General features: G+C 51.3%; 20 protein-coding genes. 14 read left to right on the top strand and 6 right to left on the bottom strand.

All coding sequences use genetic code 11. From position 1 onward, the window contains the following. The first annotated feature begins 310 nt into the window (after positions 1–310). The 3 genes from AC5S26_RS26515 to AC5S26_RS26505 all read left to right on the top strand — a co-directional run bounded on the left by AC5S26_RS26515 (position 311) and on the right by AC5S26_RS26505 (position 2,166). Positions 311–1,111, top strand: a complete 801-nt coding sequence (locus tag AC5S26_RS26515) for an NAD-dependent epimerase/dehydratase family protein (RefSeq protein ID WP_494187960.1) — start codon at positions 311–313, stop codon at positions 1,109–1,111. A gap of 37 nt (positions 1,112–1,148) precedes the next feature. Next, positions 1,149–1,304 carry a hypothetical protein gene (locus AC5S26_RS26510; protein WP_494187959.1) on the top strand — a complete coding sequence of 52 codons (156 nt, stop codon included), beginning with the start codon at positions 1,149–1,151 and terminating at the stop codon, positions 1,302–1,304. A gap of 502 nt (positions 1,305–1,806) precedes the next feature. Next, entirely contained in the window at positions 1,807–2,166 is a 360-nt protein-coding gene (locus tag AC5S26_RS26505) for a hypothetical protein (protein ID WP_494187958.1), read from the top strand. Positions 2,167–2,510: 344 nt separating this feature from the next. On the opposite strand, the gene AC5S26_RS26500 is transcribed toward AC5S26_RS26505, so the two are convergent. Continuing rightward, positions 2,511–2,771, bottom strand: coding sequence for a hypothetical protein (locus AC5S26_RS26500; protein WP_494187957.1), 261 nt, complete (start codon positions 2,769–2,771; stop codon positions 2,511–2,513). Between the two features lie 986 nt (positions 2,772–3,757). On the opposite strand from AC5S26_RS26500, the gene AC5S26_RS26495 reads away from it, so the two are divergent. From AC5S26_RS26495 to AC5S26_RS26475, 5 genes are all read left to right on the top strand, one after another. Continuing rightward, positions 3,758–4,018, top strand: a complete 261-nt coding sequence (locus tag AC5S26_RS26495; protein WP_494187956.1) for a Rieske (2Fe-2S) protein — start codon at positions 3,758–3,760, stop codon at positions 4,016–4,018. After that, positions 4,015–4,467: a TMEM175 family protein gene (locus tag AC5S26_RS26490; RefSeq protein WP_494187955.1), complete on the top strand. Its 453-nt coding sequence runs from the start codon at positions 4,015–4,017 to the stop codon at positions 4,465–4,467. The genes AC5S26_RS26495 and AC5S26_RS26490 overlap by 4 nt, the downstream gene beginning before the upstream one ends. 204 nt (positions 4,468–4,671) lie before the next feature. Then, a complete protein-coding gene (locus AC5S26_RS26485; RefSeq protein ID WP_494187954.1) occupies positions 4,672–6,003 on the top strand; it encodes a peroxidase family protein in 1,332 nt (443 codons plus the stop codon). Positions 6,004–6,257: 254 nt separating this feature from the next. Continuing rightward, on the top strand, positions 6,258–6,524 hold the full coding sequence (locus tag AC5S26_RS26480; protein ID WP_494187953.1) for an NAD-dependent epimerase/dehydratase family protein: 267 nt from the start codon (positions 6,258–6,260) through the stop codon (positions 6,522–6,524). Positions 6,525–6,870: 346 nt separating this feature from the next. Beyond that, positions 6,871–7,716 carry an alpha/beta fold hydrolase gene (locus AC5S26_RS26475; RefSeq protein ID WP_494187952.1) on the top strand — a complete coding sequence of 282 codons (846 nt, stop codon included), beginning with the start codon at positions 6,871–6,873 and terminating at the stop codon, positions 7,714–7,716. 270 nt (positions 7,717–7,986) lie between these two features. On the opposite strand, the gene AC5S26_RS26470 is transcribed toward AC5S26_RS26475, so the two are convergent. Both AC5S26_RS26470 and AC5S26_RS26465 read right to left on the bottom strand, forming a co-directional pair. Beyond that, the gene (locus AC5S26_RS26470; protein WP_494187951.1) at positions 7,987–8,205 is read right to left on the bottom strand and encodes a hypothetical protein; all 219 of its coding nucleotides are present in this window, start codon (positions 8,203–8,205) and stop codon (positions 7,987–7,989) included. Between the two features lie 604 nt (positions 8,206–8,809). Continuing rightward, positions 8,810–9,433 carry a response regulator gene (locus tag AC5S26_RS26465; RefSeq protein WP_494187950.1) on the bottom strand — a complete coding sequence of 208 codons (624 nt, stop codon included), beginning with the start codon at positions 9,431–9,433 and terminating at the stop codon, positions 8,810–8,812. A gap of 990 nt (positions 9,434–10,423) precedes the next feature. Here AC5S26_RS26465 and AC5S26_RS26460 point away from each other — a divergent pair. Next, a complete protein-coding gene (locus tag AC5S26_RS26460; RefSeq protein WP_494187949.1) occupies positions 10,424–11,341 on the top strand; it encodes a sigma-70 family RNA polymerase sigma factor in 918 nt (305 codons plus the stop codon). A 340-nt stretch (positions 11,342–11,681) separates the two neighbouring features. Here AC5S26_RS26460 and AC5S26_RS26455 read toward each other — a convergent pair whose 3' ends face one another. Next, positions 11,682–14,816, bottom strand: coding sequence for a sensor histidine kinase (locus AC5S26_RS26455; RefSeq protein WP_494187948.1), 3,135 nt, complete (start codon positions 14,814–14,816; stop codon positions 11,682–11,684). A gap of 1,125 nt (positions 14,817–15,941) precedes the next feature. On the opposite strand from AC5S26_RS26455, the gene AC5S26_RS26450 reads away from it, so the two are divergent. Further along, positions 15,942–17,030, top strand: coding sequence for a ferritin-like domain-containing protein (locus tag AC5S26_RS26450; RefSeq protein ID WP_494187947.1), 1,089 nt, complete (start codon positions 15,942–15,944; stop codon positions 17,028–17,030). 604 nt (positions 17,031–17,634) lie between these two features. Continuing rightward, entirely contained in the window at positions 17,635–18,234 is a 600-nt protein-coding gene (locus AC5S26_RS26445; protein ID WP_494187946.1) for a hypothetical protein, read from the top strand. Here the strand turns inward: AC5S26_RS26445 and AC5S26_RS26440 are convergent. Next, complete coding sequence (locus AC5S26_RS26440; protein ID WP_494187974.1) at positions 18,178–18,804, bottom strand: site-specific integrase; 627 nt, start codon at positions 18,802–18,804, stop codon at positions 18,178–18,180. The genes AC5S26_RS26445 and AC5S26_RS26440 overlap by 57 nt on opposite strands. Positions 18,805–19,060: 256 nt before the next feature. Then, positions 19,061–21,319 (bottom strand): TonB-dependent receptor plug domain-containing protein, encoded by a 2,259-nt coding sequence (locus tag AC5S26_RS26435; protein WP_494187945.1) that lies wholly within the window; start codon positions 21,317–21,319, stop codon positions 19,061–19,063. A gap of 466 nt (positions 21,320–21,785) precedes the next feature. Between AC5S26_RS26435 and AC5S26_RS26430 the strand changes: the two genes are divergently transcribed. The 3 genes from AC5S26_RS26430 to AC5S26_RS26420 all read left to right on the top strand — a co-directional run bounded on the left by AC5S26_RS26430 (position 21,786) and on the right by AC5S26_RS26420 (position 26,670). Continuing rightward, complete coding sequence (locus AC5S26_RS26430) at positions 21,786–22,559, top strand: ATP-binding protein (RefSeq protein ID WP_494187944.1); 774 nt, start codon at positions 21,786–21,788, stop codon at positions 22,557–22,559. A 48-nt stretch (positions 22,560–22,607) separates the two neighbouring features. Further along, a complete protein-coding gene (locus AC5S26_RS26425) occupies positions 22,608–24,173 on the top strand; it encodes a sigma-54-dependent transcriptional regulator (protein WP_494187943.1) in 1,566 nt (521 codons plus the stop codon). Between the two features lie 172 nt (positions 24,174–24,345). After that, positions 24,346–26,670 carry a DUF1800 family protein gene (locus AC5S26_RS26420; RefSeq protein ID WP_494187942.1) on the top strand — a complete coding sequence of 775 codons (2,325 nt, stop codon included), beginning with the start codon at positions 24,346–24,348 and terminating at the stop codon, positions 26,668–26,670. Positions 26,671–26,675 lie beyond the last annotated feature (5 nt).

Raw genomic sequence — 26,675 nt, 5'->3', positions numbered from 1 at the left:
GGAGGTGTATGACTTATCGCTTCCGTAAGGGGCGATTATCATGTTCGGTCTCTTGTTGGAGCGCCCTAATTGGCTCCCCCAAACCTAATTGGAATCAGACGCTGCGATGTTCTACATTCAGCCTGTTTTTTCCGAGGACGAGCGGACGCGCAAACGAGAATTGTTCTCAGTTCTGCGACAACAAAATGACAGTGTTCTGACAATTTCCTGTTCGTGCACTCATAGATTGCCTCTTAGGGCGATGATTCGCGGCGTGCGGTTGAAGAAGGATTTGCCGATGAACTGCTAGCAAAAAGGAAAGGAGTTGCGGATGGGTATTGCGTCACCAACAGCAGTTGTTTGCGGGGCAGGCGGCTTTATCGGAGGTCATCTTGTAAAAAGCCTAATTGTCCAGGGCATTCGAGTCATCCGAGCTATCGATATCAAGCCACTGGAAGAGTGGCACCAGATAGCGGATGGGGTTGAGAATCTCTCCCTCGACTTCAAAGAAAAAGAACATTGTCTGACGGCAACGGAAGGCGCAGACCACGTCTATCAACTTGCCGCAGACATGGGGGGCATGGGGTTCATTGAGAAAAACAAGGCTCTTTGTATGCTCAACGTGCTCACAAACACGAATATGCTGTTGGCAGCCTGCGAAACTGGTGTTAAGAGGCTCTTCTACGCGTCATCTGCATGTGTCTACAACGCGACCCGTCAGACCCGACCGGACGTAGTTGCTCTCAAGGAGTGTGATGCCTATCCGGCCATGCCTGAAAATGGATATGGATGGGAAAAGCTATTCAGTGAAAGGATGTGCCGGAATTTCGAGGAGGACTTCGGCCTGACCTGTCGCATTGCGCGATACCACAATGTCTATGGGCCATACGGTACGTGGAGAGGGGGACGGGAGAAAGTGCCTGCTGCCATCTGCCGGAAGATCATAGAAGCCAAGAGGTCCGGACGCCATGAGATCAATATTTGGGGAGATGGATATCAGACGCGCAGCTTCATGTTTATCGATGACTGTGTTCAAGAGACCCAAATGATCATGAACAGTAATATCGACGAACCGATCAATCTTGGCTCTAGCGAGATGGTTTGCATTAATCAACTGGGTGGATATTGTTGAGGAGATAGCGGGCATCCGGCTCAAGAGAAGCTATGATTTGAAGGCTCCTAAAGGAGTAAATGGCCGCAACAGCGACAATACGATGATTCTCGATCGATTGCGATGGGAGCCGTCGATTCAACTCCGCGATGGTATAAAGAAAACCTATCGCTGGATTGAGAGCCAGATGGCCTTGAGCGATGGCGCAATTTGAATCTAAATGCGACTCACTCAGTATCGACGCCCGTTCGCGGAGCCTGGCGTAGCGAGACGGCCTACGCGAACGTGGCCCCACCAACTACCATCGCCGGCGACCCCGCCGATGTACATACGATCGTGACCGAATACGCAGCGTGGCTGATGACTAGCAATGTACTCATTCGACGCCAATTCGTGGAAGCTGCTCAGCTCGACGTCGTACGGCGACAATGCCGACGATCTCCGTTACGATCCGCTCAGAGGCCACATCTGGGTTGGCTACGGAGTAGGCGCTGTTGGGGAATTTGATCAGAAAGAGACAAAACTCGCGGACATCAAATTAGACACCCATCCCGAGTCGTTCCAGCTAGAGAAGAATGGATCGAGAATCTTCGTAAATTCGCCCGGATCCCGGAAGATCCCAGTTGTGGGCCGTAAGACGAGGACCGTAGTTGATTCGTGGAGCACGGGAGGGCCGCTAGCCAACTATCCAATGGCCTTGGACGAGCAGCACCATCATGGCGGCGTCTTACTTCAATCAAATGGCCCAGGAGCATCGATTACGTTTCCGGGCGGTGTCGCGCGGCGCAACTCCCAATTCAACGACGGTTCCGCCCGCAATTATTCAGGGTCTGCGCGGTGACGGTTTCGACGTGAGTTCCTTTCATCCGTCAGCCGCCACGCCTTCCGACGTGTCCGCCTCTCAACGTGTGATCACGATTGGAACTGTGCTGCCCATGGATGCGCAGTTCGCTTCTGCTCAGCCCACGATCGAACTATGGAACGATGTACCACCCACCAGTGTTGGCTACGGCGCGACGCGCGATTCCCTCAAGAAACATATCAAGAAATTAGTAGAACAACTGGCTAAACGCTAGTGCGGCCAACTTCCGCCTACCGATCCTAATAGAGGGGGGCTGCCCTCCTAGGCAAAAAGACTTTTAGGTCTTCGGGCATAGGTCACAATAACCGTTTTGTGAGACGGCGCACGTGCTACGTCAGTTGACAGTTTCTGTTAGCTTGCGGTCGGCATTTCTAACCTCGATTGGTGATAAATCGCCGATGCCCTAATCGCCTTCATCTTCGGACGTCACAAATGACGGTTTATGAGTCTCACTAAATCGCTCTATAAGCTGTGTCACAACACAAAGTGAGCGAGAGTCGAATGCATCGGGGAATCGAAACTTACTTGAAAAATGATACCGTCGCCGAGATTCATCTATCAAGTCATTCTCAACATTTCCTCGACCACCTCTCCGCTAAGTGGAGGATCATCAGAATCGCCGGTGATAAGCTCTTCAGCGCCAATATCTCGTTGTTGATCGGGAGTCTCGCGGGGTGAAGATGAATTATCAGAGACTAAGATCACGCGTAGTTCTTCCTCCGTCTCTTCGAGGTATATCTCCTCCTGACTAGCAACAGCCTCGTAGCAAGCCTCCATATCGGTTGGAATGTTCTTGACGCTACTCTCGTTGATGGACATTGCTGTCATTTCCTTTCGGAGTATTTTGCTGACTATCGAACGAAGAATTTAGGGTGAGTTCGATGAATTCGATCAAGCCTTGTATCGCGGAAAAGAAGCGGTTAACGGCTAACCGGCGGCTCTTGTCAAGTAGAGTACGCGGATACCGCACAATAATTTGGAGCGAGACATTCGAATGTGGGGCCCGCCATTGCGAGTCCGTCTTCTGTTGGCATTTGCATTAATGTTTGGGCCTGCGTTTTTAGGGGTCTACATTCCTGGGCGAGCCGAACTGGACTGACAGCAAGATGGTCAGACGTTTCGCTGATTGGTGCGCACCGAGATCGGGTCACCGGTGCGTCCTGATCGTGGGGTATCTCCCCGGCGATACCGTCGGCCAAGTTTGAGTTCCTGAGACCGGTAATAGTGCGCATCCTGCGCTCAATCGGGATGGAACACGTCACTGTCTTCATCCCAAACTTAACATGACTGGCGCCTGCACTCTGTTCCACGATTTTCGCTCAGTTCCGCTAATGCTGAAGTTATTCCGATTGATGGAGCGGCAGTTTGCGTTTTGGTCGGGGGACCTGTCGTCTTCTTGGCTACAACAGATATCAAATCGAACTTGATCATGGAATGCTCCATCGAGGCTGTGTAGGGAAAGACCGATCAGGGTCTCGATATGTGACAGCGCTCCCCAATTTATTGCGCGAATAATTTCTTCGTCACATTTTGAAGAGCTGCTTTGTCATACGAGTAGACGGGTGCGACTCTACTCTTCTCATCGCACATCCATCGAAACTGAAAGAGAAGCTTTATGCAGGTCAATTTGCCTCACACAGACGTTGCAGATTCCTCCACCCGATCCACGGTTCTTGAAGATAACCAATTTCGTGTAAGCGAAGTGCCATCCGGATCGGCCTTGCTGGTTATCCGACGCAGCAACGTTTTACCGTTGCTGCCTATTTTTGTCCTACACAAAACAAATGCTCCAATAAACAGGGCCCTTGAATGAGAGCGAGCTCGATGGATCCACTGTGACGTGCCCACGGCACGGTTCTCGATTCGAAGTATGTAAAGGAATTGTTTTGCAAGGCCCAGCAGTGGATCCGCTCAAGATTCATCACTTGATTCTAGAAAATGAACTCGGGTGGGTGAAGAATGTGTATCAGCAAATCATAGAGGGACATTGGCTTGTGGATTTGCAGTTGTTTGTTTCAATACAGGAGCGCGTACGGCTCACGAGGAGTACACCGGAGGGTAGATGACCACAGGGCGATTAGAAGCGTTCAGCGACGGAGTGATCGCAATCATCATCACGATTATGGTGCTGGAAATGAAGATACCGCATGGTGATGGTTTGAAAGATTTGCGGCCGCTGCTGCCAGTGTTTCTCAGCTACATCCTAAGTTTCTTTTATGTTGGCGTTTACTGGAACAATCACCATCACATGCTGCATGTCTCCACCGTGGTGACGGGGGGAATGCTCTGGGCCAATCTACACTTGCTATTTTGGCTTTCCTTATTTCCATTCGCTGCAGGGTGGATGGGAGAGAACCATTTCACCGCGGCGCCCACCGCGCTTTATGGAGTAGTCCTGTTGATGGCAGCGATCGCTTACTACCTGCTCCAGCAGTCGATCATACAGTCGCAGGGCCAGGACTCAATCTTGAAGGAAGCGATTGGAAAGGAAAGCTGTCGCCAGTGTTGTATATAGTAGCAATCATATTGACCCTGCGTTCCTCTCGGATAGCCCAGGCAGTTCTTGTGACCGCTGCACTAATGTGGTTGATTCCGGATCGGCGTATCGAAAGACATCTCGCAATGTCACGAAGCTTCGAGATTGGACCTCAATGACAAGGTGTTGACGGCCGCTGGAGGCCAGAAGCGCCATGAAGGGAAGAGAAGAATGGAGATCGTCATGAATCAACACGCGTCATCAGTTCGGAGTCATTGTCTGTCCCCACAGCGCGACAAAGTAGCAATCGACGCTCCCCTTGGACCTGGATCATACGGTCGGATGTTCCCCGAGCTGCCGTCGTTTAGTGCTGATGAGCAATTTCTTCATGCGCTTGGTCGCGCGGGCGGTATCTGCGACTGCGGAGACATCGATGACTTTGCCAGCGCCCTTGGAGAGACCGCAGCTGGATGGCCTATCTTCGGCCAATTTGTGGCTCACGACATAACGGCTGATCGGTCAATTCTGCGAGGCCATACCGACACGGCTGAATTGCGCAATGCGCGCAGCCCGCAACTCAATCTCGAGTGCCTGTACGGCGACGGACCGACCGGCCATCCGTTTCTCTTTCGGCGTGACGACCCAGCCAAGTTTCTGCTTGGTTTGGATGGAAAAGATCTACAACGAAACACAGAGGGCACCGCACTTATCGGCGACCCGCGTAACGACTCACACCTGCTGATGTCTCAGCTGCACCTCGCCATGCTGAAGGCTCACAACTCGTTTGTTGATGAAGCTAGATTGGCTGGGGCAGGGAACGATCATGTGTTCGGCGAAGCGGCTCGGCAATTGCAGTGGCACTATCAATGGATCGTTCTCAACGAATTTCTTCCCACGCTCGTCGGACCGATGCTTGCAGAGGAGGTGCTTCGAGATGGTCCTCGATGGTTTCGTCCTGGACATGGCGGCTTCATACCGCTCGAGTTTGCTGATGCTGCCTATCGGTATGGACACTCTCAAATTCGCCACCGTTACCAATTGAACTTACTGACGGATCCCGTGCCGCTCTTTCCCAATCTCCTGGGATTTCGCGCCGTACCGCGTGAATACGCAATCGACTGGATGCTGTTTTTCGACCCCGCCGGTTCGACATCGGCACAACGATCCAAGAAAATCGATGGGAAGCTCGTACGAGCTCTCATCGAGTTACCGGTAGCCGTCACAGGTGAGTGCGAAATAGAGGACTATCATTCTCTCGCGGTCCGTGACCTGCAACGTGGGCAGGGTGTAGGACTACCATCTGGCGAGGCCGTTGCACGTCATATTGGGGTCGTTCCGCTAACAGCAGAGCAGGTTGGCGTTGCTTCCGTCGGTTGGCACGGCGAGACTCCTCTCTGGTACTACATTCTCCGCGAGGGTGATGTCTGTACAGGTGGTCAGCGTCTTGGCCCAGTTGGGGGACGGATCGTAGCCGAGGTATTGGTTGGACTCATCGATGCGGACGAGACGTCCTATCGCCAGTGGGACCGGGAATGGCGTCCTCAAAAAACACTTAGTGACTTGCTGGTCTCATAGAAGGCACTACCATCCTGTCGGAAGGTCACCGCAAGGATTGCTTGTGGTGGCGATCTAATAACGCAAGACGGTCTACCTCAGTTGTGTTCCATGTTCGACAGCTCCTCTCTAGGCACATCATGAGACGTCGCGTCCCGCTCGGGGTTCGTCGGAGAACAAATCACCAGCATAGTGTCACAAAACGACCGAGCGTTTGGTCTTAGCTAGTACGGCCGACGGATACAAATAGCCGTTCGATAAATGGAGGAACAGTCGTGAACATCGTAGTGATCGGTGGTAATGGCCTTATCGGATCGAAGGTTGTCGGTAAGCTTCGTGAACATGGCCATGAGGTGGTACCGGCATCACCCAAATTCGGGCGTCAACACCCTCACCGGCGAGGGACTAATGGAGGTGCTGAAAGGAGCTTCGGTGCCTTAGATGTATCGATTTCCGATTCCTTCGAGGAAGCGGCCGCGATGGACTTCTTCACTACTGCCACAGGCAATCTTCTTCGCTACGACCTCATCGCGGATGTATAGCACCACGTGGCGCTGTCTGCGGAGATCAACTTATGAAGGTCGGAAATTAGTCTTGTGCTTGACGTGGCTCGCTGATTGCTCAGAAGGCGAACGTGACGGATTCATATCGAAGGGCGTCTTAGGCCTTCCCGGCAAGGCAGGTTTAATGATCACCGCAGAGTACGCACCGGGCGGTTCGGATCTCGCGAAGGGTGAGGAAGGAAGTGACTCTGATGCCCGGTCAGGCCTTCTATGTAGGTCCCTCTAACATCGCGCCACGGGGTCAAAATGCGAGCAAACCAAACCCGCAAAGTTCTTAGTATTCCTGGTGAAAGACGCCACATCAAATCTTAAGGAGAAGATTCACATGAGCATGATTACTGTAAAAGATGGCACCACAATCTATTACAAAGACTGGGGCAGCGGACCAGCGGTTACGTTTTCGCATGGGTGGCCGCTAAATTCCGATGCCTGGGATGGTCAATTACATTTCCTTGCCGAGAGTGGATTCCGGGTGATCGCCCATGATCGGCGCGGTCATGGACGGTCGAGCCAAGCCTGGTCTGGTAATGACATGAATGGATATGCCGACGATTTGGCGGCTATTATCGAGTCGCTTGATCTCAATGAAGTCACCCTGGTCGGTCACTCAACTGGGGGAGGAGAAGTGGCACGGTATATCGGCCGCCATGGCACAAAGCGAGTTGCTGCGGCCGTTCTGATCGCCGCGGTGCCGCCTATTATGGTGAAGTCGGCTGCTAATCCCGAGGGGATACCGATCGAAGTGTTCGACGGGTCGCGCCGTAGCCTTTCAAAGGACCGCTCGCAGTTCTATAAAGATTTTGCGCTGCCGTTCTACGGCGCCAATCGGACAAATTCGAATGTCTCACAGGGGATGCTGGATCAATTCTGGCTGTGGAGCATGCAAGGCGGTCTAAAAAACATCTACGATTGCATCGAGGGGTTCTCGGAGACCGATTTCACCGAAGACCTCAAGAGATTTGATGTACCTACACTGATCATGCATGGTGAGGACGATCAGATCGTGCCGATCAATGACACAGGAAAGAAGTCGGCCAAGCTAATCAGGGGAGCAAAGGAAATTTACTATCCTGGCTTGCCGCATGGCCTTACCGCTACACATGCGGATCAAGTGAACGCCGACCTGCTTGACTTTCTAAAGTCGGTTCAAACGGATCGGAGGGCAGCCTAGAATTTCCGCTGCGGGTCGCCATTCCTACCCAGGCCTGCCGCAGTTGACGTCAAAAATCTCGTACATCGGGGCGGTAGATTCCTACCGATAAACAAGAGGGAAGTGATTGAATCGCTCCACGGCCGCGATAGCCTCCACTCTTCCTTGCGCGTCATTGGGAACTAGATATCTGCCGATTTAGGGCACTCGAAATATCAAAGCTGCGATACGACTTAGGCATGATTGATATCAAAACCCGGTTCAGCTGCTCACGCTACGGGCGCAGCCAATTTAGCTTCTTGCCGACGCTAAGATTATTTTGTTCCTGCGGATATTCTCCGCTAGCGCTTGCATCTCGCTAAGCAGACGAATTCGCTCCCATGGGGCAGCAAAACCCGGGCCAGCAATGGCTTCGAATATTCTTCCTTCAACTTGCACAGTTGTCCTGTACCTCTTTTCGTCTAGCGTTATCTCAGCCGTTAGCTGTTCTACCTCCTGTGCGTTTTTCATCTCAGTCCTCCAACTGATTTCAGCCGCGAAGTAGGTTCACACTGATGTGTCTCTGCCGCAGATAATTCCATGCGTAACTGTTGATTTTTGTGCAGCAAATAACAAATAAGTCCTTGCATATCCCGGAGAGAATTCCGCAGTTCGATGGGCCATTCCACAGACAAGCTCGAGGTCGCCATTGCCGCATCATCGAGGAAAGGCGGCACTACCTGCCTACCGTCGCGCTCGCGTGTTCCATCATTTAGCAAATCCATTTGCCCTCCACTGATGCCAACTTGCCTAATCTCAAAATGGGCGACGTTCTGGTTTCCGAGTTTCTGAAAAGAATTCGCTCATAGCGACAACTCATCGTGGGTATCTCCCATCGACTCAGCAAGTATTATGCCTGAAGTTCACACCAGAAAGCCTAAACGAAACGGCGCTGTCACGATAATGACAGGACACCTTGTCATTTTGTGACACTGGCAATATCGCTTGTCGAAGACAACTTGAGGATTAGCAATATGCGAGTCAGCAGGTGGGTGCGGATGAAATTAGAGTAGTTGACCTAAGGTGGCAAGGGTTGTCATGTATTAATTCGGTGCCCTGTCATGGAGCTTTGTCGTTAACCATCTATAAAGCCACGCTTGATAGCGATAGTCACCGCATGAGTTCGATCGTTTGCGCCAAGTTTTGTCAGAATACTTTTCATGTGCCCTTTGATGGTGGCCTCGGATACGAACAACTGCGCCCCGATAATCTTGTTGGAATTTCCGGCCGCGACTCGTCGCAATACCTCGACCTCGCGGTCACTGAGAGCATCTTCCGTTACATGGTCAGCGAGTTCAGCCGCTATCTCGGGAGGTATTCTACGTCTCCCAGCATTCACTGTCCGGATTGTATCCAACAACTCTCTACGCAACATGTTCTTCAGAAGATAACCAGAAGCGCCAGCCTTCAAGGCTCGAAGAGCCTGCACATCTCCTTGGTAGGTTGTGAGCACGATGAATCGGGCGTTGGGAAATTCAGTTCGTATCGCAATCATTGTATCGATACCATTCAAGCCCGGCATTTGCAGGTCCATCAGCGTTACATCAGGACGATGCTGGCGAAACAATTCAATGGCCTCGCGTCCATCAACCGCTTCGGCGACGAGCTCGATGTCATCTTCGCCTTCGATCACGGCCGCAATCCCTTCGCGTAACAAAGGGTGATCATCCACTGCTAGAACTTTGATCCTTCTAGTCATAACGTTACACCTCGTAGCATTCTTCCGCCCTCCGCAATCCTTCCAAAGAGAATCGTGACTGTGGTACCGACAGATTATCTGGTCCGGAACCGTTAGTTTCGACTTCAGTGCGAATCATCGTTGCTCTAGAGATTATCTGTTTGCCGATCTTTTGGGTCGATCGTGCATTCCAAGCAATCCCCAATGTCCGGTCTTTCCGACCGTCAACATTTGCTGGCTCATTCCTATTCCAAATCCCTCCGCAACTCGCCAAGACGGGCGCGCAACGAATGCTCGGAGAATATTTATGACATATGGAAATTCATGGCATTGGCCTTCAATAGATTTCTGAAATTCAACGATACGCTAGGAGCACTGGCCGTTTGGGCGCTCTAAAGGATATGCAAAGACCCCTACTTTCGAGATTGCCTAGATCTCTTGTTGTCGCTAACCTTCCGATGTGCAGAGACTATTTTCTATGTTTCCTGCGGGACTGGTCGGGGTGGCACTCCTCATATTGCGGGTTTCCGTAGCCATAACAATATTGATCAACGCGGCTGAACGCTGGGTGTTGGCAACTTCCTTCTGGATCGTGGTTGGATTAGGATTGGCTGCATTGTCCTTGTTCCTTGGCCTACTAACTCCATACTTGTCGCTAATCTCCGTAGCTCTTCAGATGACTGTACTTGCATCAGGGAGTGGCAATCGCTTTCAGTTGCTCACGTCTATTGTTGGGAGTGGAATCATCTCTGTGCTTGGGCCCGGAGCATACTCCCTGGACTCTCGGATCTTCGGGAGAAGACTTCTGGAGCTGCCCCCTAAAAGGTAGGATGACGGCGGCGCCAAACGTTCCGAGTGATTATGTCAAGCTTTACATCGCTTTAAGGCAAGTTGAGGGAGGTACTCCTTCAGTATCCGAAAGAGGCTGATTTGCCTAGCCTAAATGGGGATTTTCCTTAGGTCGAACAAATCGGATACTCCAATCGAAGCCAATCGTTAGAGGAGGTCCAGATGGCTCAGCTCGAGGGAGTGCAGACCACAACAGCCAATGATTCTTCATTCTCAGCCAATCCGCATCGGGGGTTTACTGCGAAGACTAGTGAGTTTGATGACGGCCTTTCGGCCTTTCTCGCTGTACGTCGCAAGCTATTCGGGACTGCCTACCGCATGCTCAGAAGTGCAGCTGAGGCAGAGGACGTCATTCAGGACGTGTGGTTGCGGTGGCAGACTACAAATCGAAGCGACGTTCTCGATCCTCCGGCCTTTCTGATGACGATAACAATCCGGATGTGCATCAACCTATGTCGATCCGCCCGCTCACGCCGTGAAACATCCGTCGGGACGTGGCTTTCAGAGCCCATAGATAGTGGCGCTGATCCGTGTCAGGGTGCGGAGCGTATGGAGGCGCTCAAGTGCGCTGTCCTGATGCTCCTCGAGAAGCTCCTTCCGGCTGAACGAGCGGCGTACGTTCTTCGAGAAGCCTTTGATTATTCATCCCGTCAGATCGCCGAAGTCCTCCAACTGAAGGAAACAAATGTTCGACAGCTGCTCACCCGTGCCCGTAGACATATTGCTGAGGGGCGTCGAGCTTGGTCAAGTTCGGCAGAGCAACGCAGGCTTTTGGCTGCCTTCGCCGGTGCTGCCGAGAGTGGCAATTTGGCTGAACTGGAATGCCTTTTTGCGCCACATGCCTCTTTTGAGACAAGTGTTGGTAATAGCAGTGACACGAGGAACCAAGATTCCATGGTTAATCAGGAGCACTTTGCGCAAACTCTCACATGGTGTCACAAAACTACAGGGTATTCGGTCTTATCGAGTACAGCAGCCAGTTGTGAGGGCCTGGATGACAATCTTAGCGAAATGGAAATTAGCAATATCGATTTCCTACCTGTATGTGGGTTACTTAGTACAGGCATCGCTTGCGAGTGAGCAAATACACCTGTCTGGCTTATAGGTATTGCCGCAGTCTACCCGGGGCTGTGGCTAAGGCATGCAAACGCAGGGGAGCTGGGTTTTCGCGATTTCTCCAGCTTATCCTTGGTGAAGGAGAATCGCAGACAACTGAGGAACCCTGCGTGTTTGCATTTGAAGATAATAAGCCAAGTGTTACGGAGATAGGCTGACCGCTCGCTTTCGTCGTAGGTAGTTTGCTGGAAGGCTCTTTTAGTCGGAATGCTAAAGGCTCCAAACGAAAGAAGGTACGCACGTCAGGTCCGCCATTTGCACAAAATGACAGACCTGCTTATTGGCTTCCCATTTCAAAGATCCCCTACTCACCTACGCCTAATAGGCGTTTGATCCAGTGCCAACGGACTGTTTTGCCGTAGAGTGTATATGCGATCGCGGCTGGAATCGCAAGCTCAATCTCTGTACCAGCGCCCTCTTGGCTCCAAATCTTTAGCTGCCCGCCGATATTTTGGGTTCGCTCGCGCATGCCGGCCAGCCCCCAATGTCCGTCTTTGCCCCGAAGCAGTAGATCCTGATCAATCCCCACTCCATCATCTCGAACGCTTAGCCGTACACGGTTATGGTCATACGTGATTTCAACCTCGATTTTAGAGGACTTCGAATGTTGAAAAGCATTCGTGAGTGCTTCTTGCCCAATTCCGTATACCTCGTTGCCGACCGTTGGATCGAGTGGTTGCGGTGTCCCTATAACGCTAAGGCTGAAAGGGATTGCATGATTCTGTCTGAGCTCTTCTCCGCATGCAACCAGCCTGGCCTGGAGCTCGTTAGCGGATATCTCATCCTGACGAAGATCACGGACGCGTTCTCGACCCTCGAGTAGAACTCCGTCGGCGCGGTCTAGCACTTTCTCCATCAAATTGCGTGCAGGATGATCCTCAGGAATTGTCTTCATCACGGCTGCAAACCGCAACACTAAGCCCTGAAAGCCTTGCAGGAGCGTGTCATGCAACTCACGGGCGATGCGCGCTCGTTCTTCCATTCGTGCACCGAGGCGCTCATGAACCTGCGCTGTAACTTGTTTCAACCGCAGCAGGTAAAGCAACCACAGGCATCCGGCCAGGGCGACGATGCAAAGAATCCTGAACCATAATGTTTGATCGAAGGCAGGTAACACAACGAAACTTAGGGTTGATCCGTCATCGTTCCAGACGCCGTCGTTGTTACACGCGATCACACGAAATTGATAAGAGCCCGGATCAAGATTCGTGTAGAAAACTTCCCGGCGCGTTCCCGCCTCCTGCCACTCCTTGTCTTGTCCCTCAAGCTTATAGCGAAAGCGAACACGTTCGGGAATAGTAAGACTCGTGGCCGTATAGGCTATTTGCAAATTTCTAGTTCGGGGAGGCAATCTCAAAAATGGGAAAGTGTTATATTTCTTGCCATTAGCAACAACAGACTCAACCCATACGAGCGGGGCCACCGCATTCCGCACAACCCGCTTGGGATCAATCCAAGCTACCCCGTTCGTTGTGGCGAACCAAATGCGACCATCGGTTGTTTGCACGGCTGACGGTGAAGCGAGGGATCCCCTAAGTTCCGCAGTGAACCCATCCAGCAAGCCGAAACTCTCGAATTCCACTTTGCCGGAGTCCAACTGTTGAAGCTGAGCTTCTGGAACATGAATCACTCCCCGCTTTTCAGAGAACCATAGCCCGTCGTCAGGATCGGAAACGATTCCAGCAATGCCGCCGAAGGCGCTGCCATCCGATGGAGTTACTGGCCGAAAACGACTGCCATCAAAAAAATCCAGACCGAATTCGCCGCCAATCCAGATGTTAGTCCCTTTGCCCTGGATAGTCGTGACGACTCCTACGTGAACGCCGTCTTTGCCAGAAAAGATCTTGACTCCATCTTGATCCAACATCGCGATCGTATTCGCGAATCCAAACCATATACGTCCATGTGAATCCGTAAACTCACTGGTAGCGACACCCTGTGGACCACCGAGGCTTTCGAGCCTGGTCCAACCGGACCGTTCCAATCGAAAGGTTCCTGACTCCATAGATATCCACAACCTGCCCGATAGGTCTTGAGTGATAGCTTTGACGCGCGATTGGAGACTCACAGCGATCCCATCTGCTGTCGGCAGTTCGAGTCGGCGCAGCATTCGTCCCCGTCCCGCAGGCACAGCTACACCGTAGTCGTAGGCTACTCCTCGCTGGGTCGAGCCAATCGTATCCACCCGTTCGTCGGCAAGACGGAAGATTGACCACGGCGTCGCGACCCAGACAGAACCACTCGGATCGCGATAGACGCAATCAACGTACCGATCACGCAGTTGTGTAACAATTTTGTCATTCTGAATGTTCAACAGAACCTGAGGTCCAATACCCGCGGCCCAAAGCCCACCTTGGTCACCCGCCGCCAGCGCGCTTGTAGTAAAGGAGTGCAATGATGGGATCGGCAAAGCACCGTGATACGAAATTGGCTGGACGTGAACCGAGACGACAGGACTTTGCCGGAATCGATCTAGGCCGCCGTTCGTGCCGATCCATAGATTGCCCTCACGGTCTTCGAGCACGCAGTTTACGTAGTCACTTGTCAGGCCATTTTGCGGCGTGAACTCCTCCTCCTCAGGACTGTGGAACTGCCATGCAGACGGCCCGCTAACCTTCGGTCGTTGGAGACGATCCGGGTACGGAACTCGACGGATTCCATTTCCGAGAGTGGTAATCCAAAGACTCCCGTGATTGTCAAATGTAATTGCCTGTGACCCAACAAGGATTGCTGGCCCCGACCTTCCGATGTTTTTCCCAGGCAACGGAACGGGGCGTACGCCATAGCCCGTTTCGGCCATCCACAATGTGCCGTCTGATGACTCGGCAAAGCCTCTAACACGAAGGAGACCCTGTACGGCTACCTGAAACTGGTTTCCTCCCTCCACGAGAAAGGCAACGCTGGTTGGCGTGCCCACCCAAACCGTACCGGCACGACTCACGAAAACAGTATTGGCTGGACCTGCGAACCCCTGATCAGTTCCGATCTTTCTCCAGCGTGAACCCTCAAGTCTAGCGAGCCCATCCTTCCCGGCGGCTATCCAAATCGCACCCTGCCGGTCACGCGTAAATGCCAACACTGCACTAGAAGGAAGCCCCTCCGGCTTACCATAATTGGTCACCGTCCCATTCGTAATAAGGCTGACTCCTCCATACCGATAGCCGACCCACAGCCCGCCATCTGGTGTGGCAAATAGAGAGATCACATTGCGTTGCGTAAAGATCAGACCGGATTGCGATTTGAACGGTTGAAATTGAATTCCGTCGAAACGAAATAATCCGGTTGCAGTTCCTAGCCACAAAAAGCCATCTGTAGTTTGGGCCAACGCATGTACCTGGCCCGGCGCTCCCTCGATGTAGGTCCAGCCCGTGTGATAGAGCTGGTCGAGCGCTCGGTCACGGTCGATCCCATACACAGGATTGCAGAAAAACAGACTCACTAAGCAGAACCATAAACTCTGTTTTCTAAACCATTCGCTCGTCTTTTTCTCTGTTTGCTGAGTGCGACCTGTCATAGTGTGGATCGGTTAGGGACTTCATTCTGAATCATCGGATTCATCTTAGCTTTTGTCGGCTGCACTTGATGCCGAAGTTTGGCAGGACGAGAAAAATCCGAGTAGTATTTGACCTAACCGGAATATGATAAATTCCGGTTAGGGACGTCAATTGGAATTTCAACGCCTCGCACTGGCCCCTAGGAAGCGCCTGGCGACGAAGTTGAGTCGAATCGTCTCCGGTCCGCAGGCAGCCTATTCGATTACGATGGCGGGACGCAGAAGACGTATCAACGCATGGTCCAGGCAATGGACCTTTCGATAGGTCGTGAGATCGACGCACCGCGAGAGAAGGTTTGTCGGAAAATACGATCGTCGTCTTTAACAGCGACAACGGTGGGAAGCGATTCTCGGATACGTGGTCCATCACCGGCCGAAAGACGGAAGGAGCTCTGCGCATACCGGCAATCATCTCCTGGCCGGTGAGGCCTGCCTCAAACTTCTCCGAGTTGAACTGCACATTGTCATCATCGAATAGTGAAAAAGCGAGTTATATCCAATTTGTCCTCCATAGTGCGGCGCATCATAAACGACGGTTTATGAGTTCCTCTGAATCGCTCCATAAGCTATGTCACAAACAAACAGAGCGAGAGTCGAATGCATTGGGGAACCGAAACTCAGTTTGAATATCTTGGAAGAGTTGCTGAAGGGAAGCTGAACAGCAGTTTCCTGAAATCGGACTTGGGAAGCTATAAGGCCGTAGTTTCCCAAACGTGACTTTTCGGGCAGTTCGGCAGACCGTTCCGTTCCGTATGTTCCCACTCATCTTCCCCCAATGTTGGTTGCTGAACCATGAATATTCAGTCTGCCAGAGAGCGCCGCTTTGCTTCGGCTGTGTATGGAGGTGCACAGATTGGACCGACACTATCGAGAAAAGCGCAGTTACGAGGCAACCAAATCAGCAGGACAAGAACGAGACAAACACCTAACAACTCCATGACAAGCGAGCTCTAGAGCCCTCGTTAGGGTGTTTCCAGCGAGCCAGCTCATGGCTCGTCAAGGTGAAAACACATGGAAAAGCAAGCACGTATCACGGGAGATCCGCTCAACCGCCGCTCATTTATGAGGGGTGGTTTAGTGGCTGGTGGCGCTGCAGCTATGGGCGTCGGATTGTTGAGCAGTAATATTCCAGCCTTAGGACAGGATTTGGATGACAGAGGGCGGAATCTGAGCCGGGGCGATTCGGCGATTCTTCGATTTCTCGCGGCAGCGGAGCTGATCGAGGCCGACCTCTGGACGCAGTATGCCGAACTGGGAGGCGTGACCGGTAGCTCGATGAACGCCTATCAAACCGCCTTCACCAATCTGGATGGGGACGGCATGCAGTACATCACAAGCAACACGCTGGATGAAGTAAGTCATGCCGACTTCCTGAATGCTTACCTCGAATCCAACGGAGCAGATCCGGTGAACCTGGATGCCTTTCGGCAGTTGCAGGGAAGCAGGGCGACCGGAGCTAAGAATATCGGCCGTCTCACCAACCTCATGCACCTCACCGTAGACACAAGCTGGTACACGCGGTATCGCAGCACCACCAACCCGGACTTGGGCGCGAGCTTCCCACAGGCGCTTAACATCAACAACCGCTCGGCCATCCCGGTCACGGACGCCGACTTCGACAACTCCACACACATTCAGGCCATCGCAGATAGCGCTGCATTTCACTTCGGCTCGATCGAGCAAGGTGGCACAAGCCTCTACGCTGCAATGAGCCAGAAAGTCTCAAGCGCCGAGGTGCTCGAGATAACGCTGGGCATCGGTGGCAGTGAGATCGCTCACTTTCTCGAGTGGGTCGACTTTGCCGGCAACGCCGTTCAAGGACCACCCATCACCGATCAGGGTCTCACCTTCCCTAACTTCAACAATCCTCCTAATCCCCAGCTTCAGACAAACCTGATCTTCCCCATCCCTTGCGAATTCATCAACCCCAAACTGCCGAAATGTGCAGTCATCCGTCCACTGACCGACCAAAACGCTGGTGCGGTGGCTGCGGTGAAGAGTCTCGCCGGAAGCGGGCTTTTCATGGGGCAGTCGAAGCAGTTCTTTGCAACGCTGCAGCAGCTGGCCGTAGAAGCGGATGAAGCAAGACGGTCGTCTTAGTCTGACAGGCAGTCCTCCCCAACCAAACAAGGCTTTGAGCTGCGAGAGTAGCGCCAAACCGGTTGCCCGAAGTTGTCCATCCGGCGACGGAAAAGCAGCAGGGCATTGCGATGATTCGCGCAGCATTTGAGCCTTCTTCGATACTACGGAGGCGTACGCCCCTAGCCACGCTGCGGTGCAGGAAACAAACTAGTGCGGCAAGGAAGACTAGAGCAATGACAAGAAAACATGGGCCCACAATAAGGGCGGCTCGGCAGAAGACTCGTCGAAAATGCTCTATTGTTGCTTCTCCGTTCATGTCTGCAGGGTTGCAGTTCCTTGATTAGATTCACGAACTTCGTGACAAACGGGCTTATCGGCAACTTCAATTGAACTTGCCGATAACCCGACTTTCAAGGAACTCTAATCCCGCGCGACCGATTCCACGCCGAATGCGATCTGTAAATACGGTGCGACCTGTAAAACAGAAGCGCGATTACCGTTACTTACGTGCCGACTGACTGCCCGCAGCTATCGCTCATGGATTGGGGGTTTCTCGTCACTTGAGAAGTACTTCCAGCTTCTTCGGCACTAGCACATAATAAGGGGCAGGGACGCAATGCGTATGGCACGTCAACGTGCCTCCCAGCTCGTAGGTCTGTGTTATCGGATCGGAGTCGAGATGGCGCTTGAAACCTTTGGCGACGTGCGGAAAGAAGCAAAACATGTGATCCGTGGACTTCTACGGAGCCCTGGATTCACGCTCGTTGCTGTTCTGACAATGGCGCTGAGCATCGGCGCGAATACCGCTATCTTCAGCGTGATCGAGACTGTTCTCCTCCGCCCGCTCCCCTATCATGATCCGTCCAGTATCGTCATGCTTTGGTCCAGAGTACCCAGCAAAGACATTCAAAGAAACTGGACTTCCTATCCCGCTATTCTGGACTGGAGGAGCGAATCCCACAGCTTCACGCAAATTGCTGTGCTACTGCTCACTTTGAAGCAGGGTGTCAGCCTCACCCCCGCGAGTGTGTTGCTCGGAACGGTGCTCGGGTTACTCGCCGTGCGCTTTATGAAGAGCCTCCTATATGGCATTACGTCAAACAACCCAGTAACGTATTTAGGCGTCGTGGGCGTCGTCTCCTTAGTCGCCTTAGTAGCCAGCTTTCTACCTGCTCGGAGAGCGGCATCCGTCGATCCGGTTCGCTCGCTCCGCACCGAATAGCAAGAACTGCTGACACAATCGGATGGAGTACATAGATGCTGCTTGCTCTGGGATTCGAGGGTTTGGGATGCTCTTTGAGATAGCCCCCTTCGTCATACCACGCGATTCTGTATAGGAGAAAAAAGTGCGGAGCGTGAAAGAAAACCCAATTAGAGTGCGGGGTTTACAGCCATCAGCGCGCTTAGCTTCAAGGAAGTCACTAACGTCATTGGTCGTGACCTCAGCTAAAACGGCGTGACGTTTTGCAAGCCACCTCAAGAATTGCGCGAGTCTATTGCTGCAGCTAGTTAATGTCTGCTGCGCATATCCGTGAATCTTCAGAAAATCGTCAAATTCTTGGGATGTGTAACCAAAGGGTCCATTGGGAGGGGGAGATTGATCTATGAGGTTGTGAAATCGAAGCCACTTCTTCGCCACATAGGTAAATGTGTAGGTCGATGTTGCTCCAGGAGGCCTCGTCCGTCTCGAATCCGTATCGTTTAGCCAACGTAGGCCTGTTTCACGGATCTCTGCCTTACTGATCAATCTCAGACTCTGCAAATCGAAGAGTCGCACAATATTAAGCAACATTGACGCTACGGCTCTAAGCCGACTAATCTTTGCACCTTGCTGAAGAAGATAACGAAGATATTCCTCACGCTCTTTAAGAAGAGGTGCGCTACGTTGGCGTAAGCGAGTACTTTCGAAGACGAAAATATGATCGATCATTAGGTGCTTTTGCACAAGGCTTCGGTAGCAGTCACTAAGTAGTAGTTCGGATTTGCGAATTGAAACATCATGTTACTACCGACAGTTGAATGGTTTGCTTTAAGCGGATTCTGCCGAGCTAAAACTGATATTCAATTCCCCCATCTGGAAATCGGGGCATCTGACCTTGCTCGAGAATCCCGCACTTTGGACATCTTGGTCTCCATTGATTTGAATAAAAATTGTTGGTTCCTAGAGCGTTTTGAAGTCCAACGTGCCAGGTCATTGTTCCATGGCGGAGGTGTTGATTATTTTCAATCCGAAAATCCAATCTGCTGTAGGCGGAGGCTCTGATAGAGTTTATTTTTGACAAGTCGTAAACGTCACGATTCTGTGAAAAGCTCAATGTCTGGTTGTCGGGTGTATAGGGGCGACCAGACGCGCCGCTGTAGCGAATTGTCGTTAACGTACCCCGACCCATGTTCCAGATTGTGCCAAAGTTGGCGACTATTGGAAGATCGAAATTCCCCTTTCGTAGCACACCATCGAGTCCGCTGTACCAGCTTCGGGCGTACGCTAGTGTGGTGGTCAGTCGAATTCTTGAAGAAGCTCTAGCAGACAGAGAGAACTCGATACCCCTGGCTAAGCCATGTCCCTCGCTGGTCATTGGGAACATCAGGAAAGCCTGCCCAAAGGTGTCTGCGATGTTTGCCATCGATAATTGTGGGTAATTGATGGCAACGGGATAAGCTGAGTATCTCTTTTGATAGAGCTCTAGCGTTGCCTGAATATGCCGATTGTTTGCGACCTCTGTCCCGCCTGTAATCTGCTGGACGTGCATAGGTTTCAGGCGTTGCTGGTTATCAAAATTTAGCAGATAGAGTGTAGGAGGAGCTTGAGCGTATTCAGCATAACCCACATGTACTAATCGACCCTGAATGGGTGTTGCGACCAGAATCTTGGGTGTCCATTCTGAATGCCCTCCGAGTACCCAATGGGTTAGCCTTTGCCCAACGACAACTTTTGTTCGAAACGGAAGCAAAAGGGATGCCTGAGTGTATTCGGCTGTGCTAGCTGTCGTGAATCTTCGATCCAGCGAAGTCTTGTCCATTGGAAGAGGACTTTCACTGTACGGATTCTGCAGACCGATAGGCTGCTCGATCCTATAATTCATGCGATCGAGGCTGGTTCTCACGCCTGCGGTAAGCGTGAGCCACGAAAATACCTGTGTCATCCCGTCGTACTTGAGTGTTGTGATTCCGTCGCTTGTTTTCTCGTTGTAGACAGTCGTGTTCGATTGAAGCTGATCCGTTTGGAGCATTCGTTGTGATTGTTGCGAATTGGCTATGCTCGCGATTCCGAAGGCTCTAGTAGAGAACAGATGTTGCCAATTGAGCCCGGTTGCATTTCTCCAGCCGTGATACTCGATATCAAACGGATTGGTCTCCCAACGGTTTGTTGCGCTCGGGCTAATCTTGATTGAATCGATACCTGTCAACGACAACCCCCACCAATTGTCCTTTTCACTGATTCGATCGCCAGCCCGGATCAGCTCATTTTGGTATATGGGCACGCCGTTCAGTCCAATATCGTCGGTGAATAGGTGGAGCACACTGTGCCTTGCGGAAATTAAAAGTGATCCATCTCGACTCCAAGGTAGAGTTGTGGACCCACCTACTCCGGCCAGACCAAATTCAGCTGTGGAGTGGGCCTCCACTCGACCGTCGGGACGTGTCGATATCTCCAACACAGACGACAGACGCTGATCGAATTTGCTGTCATAAGCATCCGTATGGAGTGTCATGTGCCTGACAGCAGCATTGTCGATCATAGATACAAAACCACCAGTAGTATCTGAGAGCGCAAGTTGGTTGATAGAGGGGATTTCTATATTGTCGATGACAAAAAGATTCTCTGAGGGGTTTCCGCCGCGAACGAGAAAGTCATTTCGTTGGTCATTGTCGGAGACAACACCGGGCAGCATTTGAATGAAGCGCGATGGATCTCCGAACGTGCCGGCAGACGTCCTGATCTCATCCATCGTTATTCGACGCTCAAATCCTTCGTTACTATCTTGCTGGGTATGTGGAGCTTCTACATTGACGGATGATGTGACCATGCCGAATGCGCTTTCAGCAGCATGCGTCTTGGGAAGTTCGTCATTGTGTACCGTCTCCGCTGCAGACGGCTTTGCTGTAAACGGTGATAATGGAATGCCACCTGTTGCAACTCTTACGCCGCAACCGGGCCGATTATTTGATGTTGACTTTGGAGTATCGGCACACAGACGATCGTGTCCATTCATCAGTTTGAGCGGCATCACGGTTTTCTGTGCTCGCGACGGAAACCCATTTAACAAACAGAAGACGATGTGAATCTTGACCAGAGTCGAATGCACGATTTCGCCCTCCCGCTCTCGATGACACGGATATCGGCTTCCCCGCGAATTTCTTGATCTATAGTCGCCCGACCCTTTGCGGGATGATGTGAAGAAGAAATCAAAGAACCAAGATGGGGGCTTGGTAGTCCAAGAACTTCAAACCCTATCCGGAATGCCCTGACCCTACAACTTTTGGGCCATAAGATTCACTTCGTTTCGTTATTGGGTTGTTACCTTGGGGAGAATTTCCCGATCAGATCATCAAATTTTGCCGATAATCCGCGGATAAAGTATTGAATGCGCATTCATGGGAGCTGATTGTGGAGTTCCAGATTGGGACTGAGTACTCACTAAAAGACTTGATCCAAATGGGAACTGGCGTTACTAAAGTATATATACCTAGTAAAAAATTACCGAGTTAAGCGTAAAAATTACGCAACTTGTAGGGAACTTTAGTAACGAACATAAAATCGGGGAGTTTGAGATGCTGGCATCGCAGGGCTGTACGTCTTCTCAGGATCTTTCTATATCCACACTGGAATTGTTCAAGAGACACGATAAACAGAATTTTTGGCAAGAAGAATTGAATGTTGCGGAGGGCCGAGGTTTAGCGCACGACGCGGGAAATATTTTAGGCGCGCTTAGCCTTTATGCGGAATTGTTATCTGGTCCTGGCGTCTTGTTTGAGGAATACCGAGGATATGCGGAAGAAATACGGCTACTAGCTGAACGTAGCAATATTTTGATCGAGCGACTGGCTGGCTATGCGCGAGAACTCGATAGCAGTGTCGACAGTGCGATTCTTCCCCAGGTGGTGAACGACTATAAGGGCCTCTTGGCTCGAATCATTAAGCGCCCTGTCGAAGTCACGATTGGCCCATATTCGTCTTATCCAATTTGTGTCTCGAGCGAAATCATCGAGCGTATCTTGGTGAATCTTGCCAAAAATGCCGCGGCAGTAACACCGACCGCAGGGATGATTTCGGTGAATATCGAAGGCAGCAACAATATGGATGAAGATGGCAGGCATCGCGTTGTTATGACGGTACGAGATGATGGACCCGGTATGAGCAGATCGACTCAAAACAGATTACTTGGTTCCTCCTGGCATCCAAAAACTTATAGGCGTGGGCTCGGACTGCGCATCGTACGTGAATTGGTTGCCAAGTCCGGCGGTTATGTCGATGTTGACAGCTATCCAGGTTGCGGTACGAGGGTTTCGGTGACTTGGCTCGAAAAACGGGCAAACGCGGCATAGGCGGAAATTTTACGAGCAAGATTTAAGTAATCAGAAGGACGGGTATAGATGCTGGTGAAAGACACAGCTAACCGATCAAATCCACTCAAAACATCACAAGGAATCTTGGGGAATGCGGATGACTGCATAGCTAAGGCGAGCCAACGCACGAATGGACTCACTATAACGGAGCCTGCTCCGCTGCATGTTCTGCTCGTTGATGATGATCAGCAAATGCGATCGGCGTGCTGTCATATTTTGCTCCAAAAAGGCGCTCGGGTATCTGAGGCGGGCACACTGGCCGAAGCCGAAATGCTATTGCGAAATCACAAGACCGACCTCCTACTGTTAGATTTGAAGCTTCCTGACGGCGGTGGGCTGACGCTGCTGCAAAAAGCCAAGGTCCTCTATCCAGATACAGCCGTGGTGGTGATGACTGCGTATGCAACAGTCTCTTCCGCAATTGAGGCGATGCGAATTGGTGCTCGAGATTATCTGACAAAACCCTTCGCGCTTGAAGAGTTAGCGTCAGTACTGGAGAGCGCGAGCCAGCGGGTTCACTTCGATCGCGAAAGTCGCTTGTTACGCGAGAGGCTGCGCTCGCAAAAAGATACCGACGGACTGGTAGGGCGGTCTCCAGAGATGGAGAAGCTCTATCGTATTCTTTCGAAGGTCGCGTTTTCGACGCACCCAGTGCTGATCTTGGGGGAGAGTGGCACCGGAAAGGAAGTTGTAGCTCGGGCTATTCATTTCAACGGGCCAAACGCGACAAAGCCCTTTACTCAGGTAGATTGCAGTTCATCCTTTCCACAACTGATCGAAAGCGAGTTGTTCGGTCATGTGAAAGGAGCATTCAGCGGAGCAGATCAAGATAAGGACGGCTTGCTCGCAACAACTGGAGGCGGAACCGTATTTTTAGATGAGATTGCTCAACTACCTTCGGACTTGCAAACGAAGCTACTGCGCGCTCTGCAGGAAAAGGAAGTTCGACCATTGGGAGGATCCCAAGCGAAGCCAATTACGGGACGAGTCCTGGCTTCTACTGGCCGAGATCTTCCGGCAATGGTCGAGCAGGGAAAGTTTCGCAAGGATCTATTCTTTCGATTAAATGTCGTGAACCTCAGGGTGCCTGCACTACGTGAGCGCCGAGCAGATATTCCATTTTTAGTGATCCATTTCTTAGCAAGAATGGAAAAGGAGACCGGTGTCGAGAGGACGTTATCAGACGATTTGCTAAAACTGCTCATTGAACACAATTGGCCAGGTAACGTGCGTGAGCTTGAGAATGCAATCGAAGGAGCGTGTGCGCTAGCAAGCGGGCCAGTGTTGCACTTAAGCGACATGCCTATTTCTTTACAAGACAAGTTAATAGAACGAGGCGAGGAAATAACAGTGGAATCGATGACGGCGGCTTTTCCAACAGAAGCACTTCGTCACTCTCAGGTAAGAAATGGCGAGATCGTACCTATCATGGAAATGGAAAAGCAGGCGATTCTCGAGACAATTCGCCAACTAAACGGCGATAAGATTTTGGCTGCAAAGCTACTGGGAATAGGAAAGACAACACTATATCGCAAACTCAAAGAATATGAGCTGCACGATCATAGTGAAGATCCAAGCTTCTCGATTGTGTAATCGACTCGACAAGGTCTGACGCTCGACAGGCCTAGAGTTCTCCAATGGCTATCTCTCACTATAAATCTATCGACTAAACCTCCTTAAGTCTTGAGAGAGAGCAGTGTCGTAGGCTTCGTCTGATTTCAGGACGGCGTTAATTTCTTTAAAATCTGTGGCCGATATGAGTCGCATGAAGGCTCATATTGGCGACGATGTAGAAATCCGCCATCGATCAAAGCGGTGGTATCAGTTTTGTTTTAGGAACGCATTATGCTTGGCGACTTTGTTGGGAATGATCGGATGCGCTGGAAATTCTTCCAGCTCAACTTCCCTGACTATTTCAGCAAGCAGTGACACTGTTCGCGCCGGCGAAACCAGCATGTTCAAAGTAGAGGGTGCAGACGCAGGTCATGGGCAGTGGTCAGTTGCCGGAGCGGCAACCAATGGAAAAATCGACCAGACCGGACTATTCCATGCACCCGATGTCGTTCCAAAATTAAATTCCATTACTGTGAATTACATCGTAGGAAACAAGTCGTACACGCATTCAATCCAGATTCTTAATCCTATTCCCATTGTGGCAAGCATATCGCCTAGCACTCTTCGCACAACTATCACTACCATCAACATCAGTGGGAGCAAATTCGTTTCTAATTCCGCCATATTGGTCAATGGCAATGTTGTACCGACCGCATTTATAAATGCGGGAAATCTCCAAGCAACCATTGTCATTCCTGAGTCCCAGATTGCAACACTCAGCGTCGCGGTAGGTAATCCTGATCCGGGGCCAATTACAAGTTCGCCGATCGCGGTACCCGTGGCCCTTCAACCATTGTCTATCTCACCGTCGATCATCGCAGGTGGCGCAGTACACCTGACTGTTTCCGGTGTAAATTTCTCGAGCGACATTGAAGCGACTATCGATGATCGAGTGCTTAATATAAGCACATCATCGGACACATCGGTTTCGGCTACTGGATTTCTTCCGCCGTGGCATACAGGTACGGCAAAGATTCGGCTATTTTCGAAGAGAACCTCTACAGATCTAGCAGAGTTTCAACTGCCAATTGCTCAAACGGCAACTCCTTTTGATACGGCAGCACGATTTCTCACACAAGCCGCGTTTGGACCCCGCCCAGATCTTGTCCAACACGTTCAAACGGTGGGCCTGGAATCATTCATCACAGAACAACTATCGATGCCGGTCCAACCGTATAAGGCATCAGACCGTGGAACCATCACCATAATGGAACGGTCAGTTTTAGGGCCGAATCCGTTGCGTCTCCGAGTTGCATGGGCCCTTCAAACATTTCTGATGAGGTCCGGGATCTCCCAACAGGCCACCAATTTTCCTTTTGAACAGAAAATGGAAGCAGACGCCACTGGAAACTTTCGAGATCTGCTAACAGATGTCGCATCCGACGTTTCCATTGCGCAACTGCTTACACTTGCCGGGAATGCGGCGTTCAGCGATCCAAATCAGCATCCCAATCAAAATTTTGCGCGAGAACTTCTGCAACTGTTCACGGTTGGACCTTCAATGCTAAACGAGGACGGAACGATTCAGACGAATCCTGATGGTTCAACTGTTCCGACATATGACCAGGACACAATATTAGATTTGAGTCGAGTCTTTACCGGCTGGAACTATGGTCCACCAGTCGATCCTGGTTACACATTCTACGGCGTGGACTGGAGTGCTCCGCTTGTCGCAAATGAAGGCCAACATGATAAGGGACAAAAACGCCTCTTCAACGTTACGCTGCCCGCTGGTCAAACTACTTCTCAAGACAGGGCTATGGCTCTCGATGCTATCTTCGCGCATCCGAACGTACCGCCCTTTGTGAGCCGCATTCTCATCCAACGTCTTGTCAAAAGTGATCCATCACCCGACTACGTGAAGAGAATAAGCACTGTCTTCAAAGACGATGGCAAAGGCGTTCGTGGAAATCTTGCTGCTGTTGTAAAAGCGATCCTGCTCGATCCTGAGGCTCGGGTAGGAGACAATGCTCCTTCGCCTTCGGACGGATTCTTGCAAGAACCTTATCTATTCGAAACATTTGTGATGAGCATCACTGACTGGTCGAGCACAGATGTTCAACCGTCTTATTTACCTTGTACTCTCACAGAATGCATCTTTTACTCTCCAACAGTGTTTGGGTTTTACAGTCCTTCTTATCGGATCCCGGGGACTACGATCAATAGTCCTGAATTTCAAATGCTGAATGACATCACGATAGTTAATCGTAGCCAATCACTTTGGGGGATGCTCACAGGTCAGCAGGGTGGATTTCCCGCAGTTTCGACATCCTCGTGGCTTTTGAAGAATTTTTCGACAGTTCCAGATCTCGTGGATGCGCTAAATCACCTCGCATATCACGGCCAGATGTCTGAGGATGAACGGGATCTTATTGTTAGCTACTGTGCGGGGCTTCAAGCAAATGATCCGCTTCTACCGGCCCAGTCTGCTATCTTTCTTGCCCTGAATGCCGATAACTATGCGGTAGCTCATTAGGAGTT

The sequence above is a fragment of the Edaphobacter sp. FHG110511_03 genome, assembly GCF_059115365.1.
The sequence above is the reverse complement of the archived record's forward strand: the minus strand, read 5'-3'. Positions and strand labels throughout refer to the sequence as shown.